Origin of the sequence: Burkholderia sp. S171 (assembly GCF_009766085.1) — a bacterium.
Classification (GTDB): domain Bacteria; phylum Pseudomonadota; class Gammaproteobacteria; order Burkholderiales; family Burkholderiaceae; genus Caballeronia.
In genome coordinates this window covers 67,023-80,429 of record NZ_LMUF01000007.1, presented here as the reverse complement: position 1 = coordinate 80,429, position 13,407 = coordinate 67,023, and the positions used below count along the sequence as shown (strand labels likewise).

General features: G+C 59.6%; 7 protein-coding genes and 1 riboswitch. Of the genes, 2 read left to right on the top strand and 5 right to left on the bottom strand.

The window, feature by feature from the left end; genetic code table 11:
- Nucleotides 1-6 precede the first annotated feature (6 nt).
- On the bottom strand, nt 7-1,146 hold the full coding sequence (locus GSQ93_RS03260) for an FAD-dependent oxidoreductase (RefSeq protein WP_158934599.1): 1,140 nt from the start codon (nt 1,144-1,146) through the stop codon (nt 7-9).
- A gap of 237 nt (nt 1,147-1,383) precedes the next feature.
- Nucleotides 1,384-1,514, bottom strand: a riboswitch (TPP riboswitch).
- A 386-nt stretch (nt 1,515-1,900) separates the two neighbouring features.
- On the opposite strand from GSQ93_RS03260, the gene GSQ93_RS03255 reads away from it, so the two are divergent.
- Both GSQ93_RS03255 and GSQ93_RS03250 read left to right on the top strand, forming a co-directional pair.
- Complete coding sequence (locus GSQ93_RS03255; RefSeq protein WP_158934217.1) at nt 1,901-3,652, top strand: ABC transporter ATP-binding protein/permease; 1,752 nt, start codon at nt 1,901-1,903, stop codon at nt 3,650-3,652.
- A gap of 132 nt (nt 3,653-3,784) precedes the next feature.
- Complete coding sequence (locus GSQ93_RS03250) at nt 3,785-5,038, top strand: MFS transporter (protein ID WP_158934216.1); 1,254 nt, start codon at nt 3,785-3,787, stop codon at nt 5,036-5,038.
- A gap of 102 nt (nt 5,039-5,140) precedes the next feature.
- On the opposite strand, the gene GSQ93_RS03245 is transcribed toward GSQ93_RS03250, so the two are convergent.
- The 4 genes from GSQ93_RS03245 to GSQ93_RS03230 form a co-directional block, all read right to left on the bottom strand.
- On the bottom strand, nt 5,141-5,911 hold the full coding sequence (locus tag GSQ93_RS03245) for a carbonic anhydrase (RefSeq protein WP_158934215.1): 771 nt from the start codon (nt 5,909-5,911) through the stop codon (nt 5,141-5,143).
- Between the two features lie 515 nt (nt 5,912-6,426).
- The gene (locus tag GSQ93_RS03240; RefSeq protein WP_158934214.1) at nt 6,427-6,651 is read right to left on the bottom strand and encodes a hypothetical protein; all 225 of its coding nucleotides are present in this window, start codon (nt 6,649-6,651) and stop codon (nt 6,427-6,429) included.
- A gap of 419 nt (nt 6,652-7,070) precedes the next feature.
- Entirely contained in the window at nt 7,071-8,537 is a 1,467-nt protein-coding gene (locus GSQ93_RS03235; protein ID WP_158934213.1) for a glutamate synthase subunit beta, read from the bottom strand.
- Nucleotides 8,538-8,643: 106 nt separating this feature from the next.
- A complete protein-coding gene (locus GSQ93_RS03230) occupies nt 8,644-13,347 on the bottom strand; it encodes a glutamate synthase-related protein (protein ID WP_158934212.1) in 4,704 nt (1,567 codons plus the stop codon).
- Nucleotides 13,348-13,407 lie beyond the last annotated feature (60 nt).

The following is a 13,407-nucleotide window of genomic DNA, read 5'->3' as shown; positions in this document are numbered from 1 at the left end:
TGAAAGTCAAAGCACGGGCGCCGCGTGTTCGCAGCGCAGCAAGGCGGGCCAGCGGGCTTGGCGGCGCCAGTCGTCGAAGGAATCCGGGTCGGTGATCGCGCCGCCGAGCAGCGCTTCGGCTAGCGCACGGGCGGTGTCGGCGACTTCGGGCGCGATCATATAACCGTGTCGATACAGCCCGTTCACCCGCAAAGTTCGTGCGCCATCCCAGACAATCGCCGGACGATGATCGGGTAACGTCGGACGGCATTGCGAATTGAGCTCGAGAATGCGCGCCTCGCCGAAACCCGGATGCACCGCGAACGCCGCGCTCAGGAGTTCGAGCGCTGAGCGCACGGTCATCGGCGACATGTCTTCCCCTTCCACTTCGGTTGCGCCGATCACATAAAGGTCGTCCTGTTTCGGCGCGATGTAGAGCGGATAGCGCGGATGCAGCAAGCGCACCGGCCGCGTCAATCCGATACCCGGCGCATGCACACGCGCCACTTCGCCGCGAATACCTCTTAACGCGGGCCATGCCGGCTTGCCGCCGAGCCCCCGGCAATCGATAACGAAACGCGCGTCCGGCGGGGTATCGATTACCGTATTCCAGTGAAGATCGACGTTACGTTCGGCCAGCCCCGCGGCCAGCGCTGTCAGCACTTGCCGGTTGTCGAGCTGGCCTTCGTTCGGTAGCAGCCAGCCTTGCGGAAAACGCGTGCCGAGCGACGGTTCCGCCGCGGCGACCTGCGCGCCGGAGAGCTTGACGAAGCCGTTCTGGAACAGTTCCGAAGGCGCATTCGCCCGCAACCGGCGCTCGAACAGCGGCGCCTCGGCGCGGTCGCCGGCATGCCAGACGACCAGCGTGCCATTGCGCTGGAAAAACACCGGTTCCGGCATATCGGCGATAAAACCCGGCCAGCGCTCAAGCGACGCCGCTCCGAGTTCAGTGATCAGCAATTCAGCGCTCGCGGCCTCGGCGAGCGGCGCAAGCATTGCCGCTGCGACCCATGCGGCCGATTGCGTGCCGGCGGCGTCGCCACGGTCGTACAGCGCCACACGGTGCCCCGCCCCCGCCAGCAGCCAGGCGACCAGCCGCCCGCACAAGCCGCCGCCCACGACGGCAAAATCGTCCCGCCCGGACGCGCGGGAATGCGTGGCGTGCATAGCGGAATGGGAATGCACAACGGTGTTCACGATGACGATGCCTCCTCAGCAGACGCTGCAGAACGCACGGAGCACACAGCACGGAAATCGAGATCGGGAGGAATGCCCGTTTCGAACCCTGGTTGCACGCGCGGCGCACAAAACATATTTCAGGGACGAAACCACGGCGAGAAAGCGACTCGGGAGCGCATTGCCTGCGGCTCCTGTGCCAGCCAAATACTGGAAGAAACTGGAAACGCGGGGTTTCCGGAAACTTCCCTCGCCGGTATTACCCGGATCGGGTGCAAAGGGACTCTCTCAGCCTCGCCGCGCGTTTCTCCGATCTTTCAAGGAGGCAGACGCGTGCCGAAGCACCCCTGTTTCGTCATCGATCATTAAAACATAAAAGCGAAACGACCCGCAAACCGGGTGGCCCGCACTAGGGAAAAGCCGGGGGCTTGACGCGTGCAAAAACCGGACAGCCTTCCCTTTCGTTCCCGGTGCGCGCACTCTGGCACAATGCCGCGAACACCGATTCGTCTTGGTTGGCCCTTGCTTGGCCTACGGCACACGCGTACCGCAAGCGCCTCGCTGTTGCATTGCACCGGTCGCGCAGTCGGGCGAGGATTAAGGAACAATTAAGCCACGCCCGAAACAATGCTCCGACGCGCGCCGTCTTTTGGCCTCTTAAGATCATTGGGCCGGAGCAGGACCATCCGCATCGATACTCCCAAGTTACAACCTGCCGCCGAGCCGGCACGTCTTCAGGAAGCTCATGACCACCACACCTCCCGGCAACACAGAACAAAACGCCGACAAAGTGTCAGCGTGGAGTCTTATCAAGCCTTACTGGGTATCGGAAGAACGCGGCATTGCATGGCTTTTGTTGATCGCGATCATCGCGATCAACATGACGGTCGTGTACATCAACGTCCGCCTGAACACATGGAGCGCGGACTTCTACAACACGCTGCAAGCCAAGCGGGTCGCTGAATTTCCGCGCTTGCTGCTGATCTTCGCAGGCCTCGCATTCGCGTACATCCTGCTCGCCGTGTATGGCCGGTATCTGCGGCAAATGCTCGGCTTCCGGTGGCGCCAATGGCTCACGCACCGATACCTCCAGGAATGGCTCGGCGATAAAGCCTTCTACCGTATAGAACGCGATCGTCTTGCCGATAACCCCGACCAGCGGATCAGCGACGACCTGCAGTCTTTCGCCGCGACCACGCTGTCGTTGTCGCTGGACTTGTTATCCACGCTCGTCACGCTCGTGACCTTCATCACGATCTTGTGGACGCTGGCGGGCGCGCTGAGCTTTTCGTTGTTCGGCACGCCGCTCACCATTCCGGGGTACATGGTCTGGGCAGCCGCGCTGTACGCGGTGCTCGGCTCGCTCTTGATTCAGCGTTTCGGCCATCCGTTGGTATCGATTAATTATCAGGCGCAGAAAGTGGAAGCCAACTTCCGTTTCGGCCTGATCCGCATTCGTGAGAACGCCGAGCAAATCGCGTTCTATGACGGCGTCGCGACGGAAAACACCAACGCCCGGGGCATCTTCGAAACGATCCGCCAGAACTACTGGCAGATCATGAAGTACACGCGGCGGATGACCTTCGTGCTGTCCTTCTACGGCCAGATCGCGATTATTTTCCCGATCATGGTCGCGGCTCCCCGCTACTTCGCAGGCGCATTCACGTTCGGCGTGCTGATGCAGATCAGCTCGGCGTTCGGCACCGTCAGCGACTCGTTTTCGTGGTTCATCAATAGTTACTCTACCTTGGTCGAATGGCGTGCCACCGTGAACCGGTTGCGCGAATTCAAGCGCGTGATGCGCTCCACGCACATCAAGGAAGCGATTTCACCGGCGACCGTCCACGGCGGCATCAACCTGCATTACACGAGCACCAAAGCGTTGACCACGACTGGGCTGAAGCTCGCGCTGCCGAACGGTACGCCGCTCGCGAGCGTCGCGGATGTGGTCGTGAAGCCGGGCTCGCGCTGGCTCGTGCAAGGTGCGTCCGGGTCGGGAAAGAGTACGTTGATGCGCGCGCTGGCCGGCCTGTGGCCGTTCGGTGACGGCACGATCGATGCCCCCGTCGACGCCAAGCTGATGTTCATTCCGCAGCAAAGCTACTTGCCGATCGGCACGTTGAAGGCGGCGCTGAGTTATCCGTCGACAGCGGAAGTCTTCTCCGATGAAGCCTGCCGCGAAGCCTTGCGCGCCTGCAACCTGAACGCGTACGGCACGCGTCTGGAGGAGTCGGGGCACTGGGCGAAGATGATGTCGCCGGGTGAGCATCAGCGGCTGGCGGCTGCCCGCGTGTTGCTGCACAAGCCGGACTTCATGTTCCTCGATGAAGCCACCAGCGCGCTCGATGCCGAGAACGAGTTGTTGATCTATACGGCGATCATCGATGCGTTGCCGCATGCCGCGATCGTCAGCGTCGCGCATCGCGAGTCGGTGTCGGGGTTCCATGAGAACCGGATCGAGATCGAGCGCGCCGGGGCTGAAAGCCTGGTGGTTTGAGAGGATTTGACGACACCGAAGCGCCTGTTCGAATCTCCACCAAGCAGGTTCTTTTTGACCTGCTTTTCCCGCTGAACGACGCACCGTAGAATGTTCCTGCGCCTGCATGACAGGCTTTGAACGGGAGACGGAATGCGGGCGTTCGAGTGGTTCACCGAGTTGACGACGCGCGAGCGCCGCACGCTTTACGCAGGTTTCGGCGGTTACGCCGTCGATGCCTTCGACTTCATGATCTACTCGTTCCTCATTCCCACGCTGATCGCCACGTGGGGCATGACGAAGAGTGAAGCCGGGATGATCGCGACGAGCTCGCTGATTTCATCGGCTATTGGCGGCTGGCTCGCCGGCATTCTCTCCGACCGATACGGCCGCGTCCGCGTGTTGCAGTGGACCATCGGCACGTTCGCGTTCTTCACGTTTCTTTCCGGCTTCACGCATTCGTTCGGGCAGTTGCTGGCCACGCGTACGCTGCAAGGCGTGGGCTTCGGCGGCGAATGGTCCGTGGTCACCGTGATGATGGCCGAGACCATTCGTTCGCCGCAGCATCGGGCGAAAGCCGTGGGTACCGTGCAGAGCAGCTGGTCATTCGGCTGGGGGGCGGCGGCGATCCTGTATTGGGCGTTCTTCGCGTTGCTGCCTGAAGATACCGCTTGGCGCGCGTGCTTTTGGATCGGCATCTTGCCGGCGCTGTGGATCCTCTACATTCGCCGCAACGTCAGCGACCCGGACATCTATCTCGCCACGCGCCGTGCGCGCGATGCCGGCACTGAAACCGCTACTTTCTCCGATATCTTCAAAGGCGCGCACCTCAAGACAACCGTGCTTGGCAGCGCGTTGTGCACCGGCATGCTCGGTGGTTATTACGCCATCACCACATGGCTGCCGACCTATCTCAAGACCGAGCGCCATTTGTCCGTGTTCAATACGAGCGGTTATCTCGTAGTGCTGATCGTCGGCTCGTTTTTGGGCTATGTCTTCGGGGCCATTCTCTGCGACAAGATCGGGCGGCGCGCGTCGTTCGTACTGTTTGCGATCGGCTCGTTTCTGCTCGGCATGATCTACACGATGATCCCCATCACCGACCACGCCATGCTGCTGCTCGGCTTTCCCCTAGGCATTGTCGTGCAGGGGATTTTTGCGGGCGTGGGCGCGTATCTATCGGAGCTTTATCCGAATGCGATACGCGGCTCGGGACAGGGGTTTTGCTACAACCTCGGGCGCGGATTGGGCTCGTTTTTCCCGATTCTTGTCGGCGTGCTTTCGCAGGGAATGTCGCTGGTTAAAGCGATAGGTATGGTCGCTGGGACCGGGTATTTGCTGGTGATCGTCGCGGCGTTGCTGCTGCCGGAAACGCGAGGGAAGGTGTTGGGTGCGGTGACGGGGTAGCTTTCTTGACGATGAAAACGAGGCCGTTTTAACTTGCATTAAAACGGCCTCTTGTCTTACAGTGCGCCGCCTTTCGTAAAGCAGCGTACTAGCGCAGTCTGATCACTCCACTTCCCAGATCTCACGTCCGTTCAACGCTTGCACCGGGCGTTGATTGCCGTGATAGAACCGGCGCATGGCATCGAGTTGCTGCTGGGTAATGCTCACCCGTTCCTTGAACTCGATCCACGTCACGCCTTCCGAACAAGGCGGCGTCGTCAGTGAACCGTTGTACGTGTAATAGCTCATTTGCTTGGGCAGCAGGTCGATCGGGTTGACCATGACTGCGTTCACCTTGAACTCCGCCCCTTTTTCCTCCGGGATGCGGTCCAACATCGCCTGGATGACCGGGTTGGGTTGATTGCCGAGCTGGAATTGAACAGCTAGCACGAGCAGCTTGCCGTCTTCAGAACGGTGCACGAGGTGCGCGTCCATCACGCTGTCCTTGCCGGCGAAACGCTCTTCGCCCGGCGAATGGAAGTGGAACTGAACGAGTTGATAAGCTTGATTACCGAGGGTGATGCTGTCGGTACCGGGCGTCGCGTTGAATTGAACTGCGTGTCCCGTGTTGATGATATCGATAGGAAGGGGCTGGTAGTTGACCTTCAGACGAGGCATATCGGCAGGCGCTTTCTTTGCCTTCTCGATGTCTATCGGGGACTCGGCGCGACCGCTTTCGCATGCGTGGAAGGCTTCGCCCATGGCGCCCCAATGGGCGGGACCGTGTTCGCCTTCGTAGGCCCAGCCGTGGCCGGTGGTTTCAGCCGATGCAGCGAGTGCAACGAAGGCGGTTAATAAGACCGCGCCGCTGGACAACCGTGTGATCCTGTTCATTCCATGCCCCTGAAATTGTGAGGGCATGAGCATGCGCTGATAGGCGCCTGGGTGATATCGGAGAAGTCGTAATAGCGGGGGGTGAAAAGGAAAACAGTGAGGAAAGAAAACAAATTTCGGTTATTCAGTGCGCAAGAGTTTTTGACGCCCTACGAACGCGCGCTTAAGCGCGGAGCCGTGGTCCGATGGTGATAGGAGCGCGAGCGCGAAACATACCTGATCGGCCTGCGACAGGCGGACGGCATTCACGCACTCATTGGTGTGCCAAATTAGGTCTTTAGAACTCAGTGGGACGGAGGCGGTCGTAAATAAACGATTCCCGGTAATTCATATACCAAATGAGATTACTGCTCTACTCTTAAAATTCACGACATGTCGCAAAGCGCGATGATCGTGTCGTCTGCTTGACAATCTAGACTATCGCATTGAAAACGGCGCGAGCCATGCTCACGCCGATCACTGCAATGCGCGCCCACGGTTTTCGTTAGGCAGCGGATCTTGAGGCGCCGGCCCAGTTACGGGTAAGCACGCCAATGCGCAGGCGTAGCTCTATCTAGCAAGTGCCGCTCCCTTGCCACGTGCACCGCGTAATTCATTGAAACCGCCCAATCTGCAGCTTCCTTTTGCGTGATCACGCTCTTGACTTCCTTATTATCAACGATGACGACGTGATGAGTCGGCGCGGCGCCTTTCTCGCTTGCCAGTGGCCGATGCTCAACATACGCGTTGGTTTTGCTCATGTGATCTCCTGGTTATGAGTAAATGATTACTGCCAGACACATGTGCGGATGTTTCGTAAAGCTTCAAGCCATAAATCAGAGGAGTTCTAAATTTTGACATTTTATTACGTATCGCAAACTATTTTCACCATTGCATACGTGTTGATTCGTGCACCACCATCGCCTGAAAATAACGTCCAAACGCCGATTAGAGACAGGTGCTTTCTTCCTCTATGAATCAGCGCTGAAAAATAGTTATAGTGAAATTGATTTGACTGAAGTCGGTCGGCTTTTGATCATGCTATATTTTTTCCGCACGAAAATCAGTCGTAGTCGAGAAATCGCTCGCCGCTTGCGCTTATCCATAGCAACGCGCGAACCAATAAAAAACCGGACTCCACATCGAGCCCGGTTTCCTGTAAAGCACCGCGAGAAAAATCCTATCGCGGCAACTCGCTACACCCCATCAAAAACGCATCGACCGACCGTGCGCACTGCCGTCCTTCCCGAATCGCCCACACAACCAGCGATTGCCCGCGCCGCATATCGCCGGCGGTGAAAACCTTCGGCACCGAAGTAAAGTAAGCCTTCTCCCCTTCGGTCGAAGCCTTCACATTGCCACGCGCGTCTTTATCGACACCAAACGCCTCGAGCACCGGCGACGTGGGCTGCGTAAAGCCCATCGCGAGCAGCACCAGATCGGCCTTCATTTCAAACTCCGATCCCGCCACTTCCTGCATCTTCCCGTCCTTCCATTCCACGCGCACCGCGATCAGCTTTTCAACCTTGCCATTCTTGCCTTCAAAGCGCTTGGTAGCCACCGACCAATCACGCTCGCAACCTTCCTCGTGCGACGACGACGTCCGCAACTTGATCGGCCAGTACGGCCACACCAGCGGCTTGTTTTCCGTCTCAGGCGGCTGCGAGAGCAACTCGAACTGCGTCACGCTTTTCGCACCATGCCTGTTCGATGTCCCGACACAATCCGAACCCGTATCACCGCCGCCGATCACCACAACGTGCTTGCCCTTGGCAATCAACTGATCGACGACCGTATCGCCGGCATTGACCCTGTTCTGCAGCGGCAGGAATTCCATCGCGTAATGGATGCCCTGCATTTCACGCCCGGGCACCGGCAAATCACGCGGCGTTTCCGAACCGCCCGCAATGACAACAGCGTCGAACTGTTCACGCAACTCGTCGGGGGAAATGGTTTCACGCGATGAATTCGCGATATGCCCCGGCAGCGGATCCTTCCCGATAAACACGTTAGTCCGGAACGCTACGCCTTCGGCTTCCATCTGCCGCATACGGCGATCGATCAGCCACTTTTCGAGCTTGAAATCGGGGATGCCATAACGCAGCAATCCGCCAACGCGATCGTTCTTCTCGAACACCGTCACGTCATGTCCTGCGCGCGCCAGTTGCTGCGCAGCGGCCAACCCGGCGGGACCCGATCCGACCACAGCCACCTTCTTGCCGGTCTTGTGCTTCGACGGCAACGGGGCGACCCAACCTTCGGCCCAGGCTTTATCGATGATCGCGTGTTCGATCGACTTGATGCCGACCGGATCGTCGTTGATACCGAGCGTGCAAGCCGTCTCACACGGCGCCGGACAAATGCGGCCGGTGAACTCCGGGAAGTTATTCGTGGAATGCAGCACGTCAATGGCCGTCTTCCAGTTTTGCTGGAACACCAGGTCGTTGAAGTCCGGAATAACGTTGTTCACTGGACAGCCGTTGTTGCAGAACGGAATGCCGCAATCCATGCAACGCGCGCCCTGGATCTTCGCGTTCTCGTCCGACAGCGCGTGAACGAATTCCTTGTAATGCTTGACGCGAGCGAGCGGCGCTTCGTACGTCTCATGCTGGCGCTCGAACTCGAGAAAACCGGTTGCCTTGCCCATGTGGTTCTCTTTCTCTGTATTGGGGGTTAATCCACCCTTCGGCGTCTGACGCCGAAGGGCCGTACTAGTCACTAATCGTTAGATCTCAGCAGAATCAGCGGAAAACTCAGGCCGCGATCGCATCCTTCGCTTTCTTCGCACCCATCTCGCCAAGCGCGCGCTTGTATTCCGTCGGGAATACCTTCACGAATTGACGACGCGACGCATCCCAGTTCTCGAGCAACGCTTTCGCACGCGTCGAACCGGTGGACTGGAAGTGCTGCTCGATCAGTTCCTTGAGCAACGCTTCGTCAGTCTTGCCGGTGTGCCACAAAGCGCGGTCCACCGTGCGTTCCTGTTCTGCCTGCTGCAGGACCGGATCGAGTGCGACCATCGCCTTGTTGCACTTGCCGCCGAAGGTGCCGTCGGCATCGAAGACAAACGCCACGCCGCCCGACATGCCCGCCGCGAAGTTGCGCCCGGTTTCACCGAGCACGACCACCGTGCCGCCGGTCATGTATTCGCAACCGTGATCGCCGGTGCCTTCCACGACCGCCGTCGCGCCTGAGTTACGCACGGCGAAACGCTCGCCCGCGACACCCCGGAAATACGCCTGGCCTTCAATCGCGCCGTACAACACCGTGTTGCCGCAGATGATGTTTTCCTCCGACTTGCCGCGGAAGTCGTTAGTCGGGCGAATGATAATGCGCCCGCCCGACAGACCCTTGCCGACGTAGTCGTTGCCGTCGCCGACGAGATCCAGCGTGATGCCCTTCGCCAGGAACGCGCCAAAACTTTGCCCCGCCGTACCCTTCAACTGAATGTGAATAGAGTCGTCGGGCAGGCCGTCGTGACCGTATTTCCGTGCGATCAAACCAGACAACATCGCGCCGACCGTGCGGTTCACGTTGCGCACCGGCTGGATGAACGAGACGTGCTCGCCCTTTTCGATAGCCGCCGCCGACTTCTCGATCAACACATGATCCAGCGCCTTCTCAAGCCCGTGATCCTGCGTCTCGACATGCTTCGTCGCGATGCTGCCGTCGTTCGGCACTTGATAGAACACCTTCGAGAAATCCAGGCCCTTCGCTTTCCAATGCTCGACGCCCTTCTTCGTATCGAGCAATTCGGCGTGACCGATCAAGTCGTCGAACTTGCGGATGCCCAGTTGCGCCATGATTTCCCGCACTTCTTCCGCGATAAAGAAGAAGAAGTTCACCACGTGTTCCGGCTGCCCCGTGAACTTGGCGCGCAGCACCGGATCTTGCGTCGCGACGCCGACCGGGCAGGTGTTCAGGTGACACTTGCGCATCATGATGCAACCCTGCACGACGAGCGGCGCGGTCGCGAAACCGAATTCATCGGCGCCGAGCAGCGCACCGATTACTACGTCGCGGCCCGTCTTCATCTGGCCATCGGCCTGCACGCGGATACGGCCGCGCAGACGGTTGAGCACCAGCGTCTGTTGCGTTTCGGCAAGACCCAGTTCCCACGGGGTACCCGCATGCTTCAACGATGACAACGGCGAAGCGCCCGTCCCGCCATCGTGGCCCGCGATTACGACGTGATCGGCCTTCGCCTTGGCGACGCCGGCGGCAACGGTTCCAACGCCCACTTCCGACACGAGCTTCACCGACACGCTCGACGACGAGTTCACGTTCTTCAGGTCGTGAATAAGCTGCGCCAAGTCTTCGATCGAATAAATATCGTGGTGCGGCGGCGGCGAAATCAGGCCCACGCCCGGCACCGAATACCGCAGCTTGCCGATGTACTCGCTGACCTTATGACCCGGCAGTTGTCCGCCTTCGCCCGGCTTCGCGCCCTGCGCCATCTTGATCTGGATCTGATCAGCCGACGACAAATACTCCGCCGTCACGCCGAAGCGACCGGACGCCACTTGCTTGATCTTCGAGCGCAGTGAATCGCCGTCTTTCAACGGGATATCGGTGACGACTTCATCGCCGATAACCGAGCGCATCGTGTCGCCGTTCTTGATCGGAATGCCGCGCAGTTCGTTGCGATACCGGTTCGCGTCTTCACCGCCCTCACCCGTGTTCGACTTCCCGCCGATACGGTTCATAGCCACAGCCAGCGTGGCGTGCGCTTCGGTGCTGATCGAACCCAGCGACATGGCGCCGGTCGCGAAACGCTTGACGATGTCCTTCGCCGATTCCACTTCATCGAGCGGAATCGCCTTGGCCGGATCGACCTTGAACTCGAACAAACCACGGAACGTCATGTGACGCTTGGTCTGGTCGTTGATCAAGTGCGCGTATTCCTTGTACGTCTGGTACGAGTTGCTGCGCGTGGAATGTTGCAGTTTGGCGATGGCATCCGGCGTCCACATGTGCTCTTCACCGCGCACGCGATACGCATATTCACCGCCCGCATCGAGCATGGTCGCGAGCACTGGATTTTCGCCAAACGCCTCACGATGCAGGCGAATCGCTTCCTCGGCCACCTCGAAAATGCCGATGCCGCCGACCTTCGATGCCGTGCCCTTGAAGTACTTCTCCACGAGTTCGCTGGAGAGCCCGACCGCTTCGAAAATCTGCGCGCCGGTGTACGACATGTACGTGGAAATGCCCATCTTCGACATGACCTTGTACAAGCCCTTGCCCACGGCCTTCGTGTAGTTGTAGATGGCTTTATCGGCGGAAAGATCGCCCTTCAGGCCTTCGGCCATTTGGGCGAGCGTTTCCAGCGCGAGGTACGGATGCACCGCTTCCGCGCCGTAGGCAGCGAGCAACGCGAAGTGATGCGTTTCGCGCGCCGATCCCGTTTCCACGACCAGACCCGTGCTCGTGCGCAGACCGTGCTGCACGAGATGCGTATGAATAGCGGAGGTCGCGAGCAGCGCCGGAATAGCCAGGTTGTCGCGATCCATCTTGCGATCGGACACGATCAACATGTTGTAGCCGGACTTCACCGCGTCCACCGCTTCCGCGCACAGCGAAGCCAGGCGCGCTTCCACGCCTTCGTTGCCCCACGCGACCGGATAGCAGATGCTCAACTCATACGAGCTGAACTTGCCGCCGGTGTATTTATCGATAGCGCGAATCTTCGCAATGTCCTTGAAGTCGAGCACGGGCTGCGAGACTTCGAGGCGCATCGTCGGGTTGATGTTGGTCGTATCGAGCAAGTTCGGCTTCGGACCGACGAACGACACCAGCGACATCACCATGTTCTCGCGGATCGGATCGATCGGCGGGTTCGTGACCTGCGCGAAAAGCTGCTTGAAGTAGTGATACAGCGTCTTGTTCTTGTTGGACATGACCGCGAGCGGCGAGTCATTGCCCATCGAACCGACGGCTTCTTCGCCCAACTGCGCCATCGGCGCCATCAGGAACTTGACGTCTTCCTGCGTGTAGCCGAACGCCTGCTGACGATCCAGCAACGCGGCTGCTTCACGGCGCTGTGTATCGACTTCTTCCGCCTTCGGCTCAATTTCGTCGAGCTTGATGCGCACGGCGTCGATCCAGCTCTTGTACGGCTTGCCGTTCGCGAGATTGTCCTTGAGTTCCTTGTCGTCGATGATCCGGCCTTGCTCCATGTCGATCAGGAACATCTTGCCCGGCTGCAGACGCCACTTCTTCACGATCTTCGATTCCGGCACCGGCAGCACGCCCGATTCCGATGCGAGGATCACGAGGTCGTCGTCGGTGATGACATAGCGCGCCGGACGCAGGCCGTTACGGTCGAGCGTCGCGCCGATCTGGCGGCCGTCCGTGAACGCGATCGCGGCGGGGCCGTCCCACGGCTCCATCATGGCAGCGTGATATTCGTAGAACGCGCGGCGGTTGTCGTCCATCAGCGTGTGCTGTTCCCAGGCTTCGGGAATCATCATCATCATGGCGTGGACGAGGGGGTAACCGGCCATGACCAGGAGTTCAAGGCAGTTATCGAACGATGCCGTGTCCGACTGGCCCGGATAGATCAGCGGCCAGAGTTTCGGCAAGTCGTCACCCAGCACGTAGCTGGCGATCGCGCCGGTACGCGCGTTCAGCCAGTTGACGTTGCCCTTCACGGTGTTAATTTCACCGTTGTGCGCAATCATGCGGTACGGGTGCGCGAGTTCCCACGCGGGGAACGTGTTCGTGGAGAAGCGCTGGTGAACAAGCGCGAGCGCGGAGACGGTGCGTTCGTCCTGCAAGTCGCGGTAATACACGCCAACCTGACCGGCCAGCAGCAGACCCTTATAGACGACCGTGCGCGCTGACATCGACGGCACGAAGTATTCCTTGCCGTGCTTGAGCTTGAGCGCCTGGATCCGGTGACTAGCGGTCTTGCGGATCACGTACAGCTTCCGCTCGAGTGCATCGGTCACAACAATGTCTTTGCCCCGACCGATGAAGATTTGCCGGATCAGCGGCTCGCTGGCCTTCACGGTCGGCGAAATGGGCATGGTGGCGTCCACAGGAACATCGCGCCAACCGAGCACGACCTGGCCTTCGGCCTTCACCGTGCGTTCCAGTTCCTGCTCGCACGCGAGACGCGACGCGTGTTCCTTCGGCAAGAAGATCATGCCGACGCCGTACTCGCCTTCCGGCGGCAGCGTCACGCCCTGCTTCGCCATTTCCTCACGATAAAACCCGTCAGGGATCTGGATCAGGATGCCCGCGCCGTCGCCCATCAGCTTGTCGGCGCCAACTGCGCCGCGATGGTCGAGGTTTTCGAGGATCTTCAGACCCTGCTGGATGATTTCGTGGCGCTTCTTGCCCTTGATGTGCGCGACGAAGCCAACGCCACAGGAGTCGTGTTCGTTCTCGGGGTCGTACATACCCTGCGCGGCGGGAGCGGAACCGAGAGTCGGCGGCAGTTGATCGTTCATGGGTCACCGTGTTCTGTGGGGGGCCGCGGGCGGCCGTTGAACATGTTTTGTGCTGCTTAT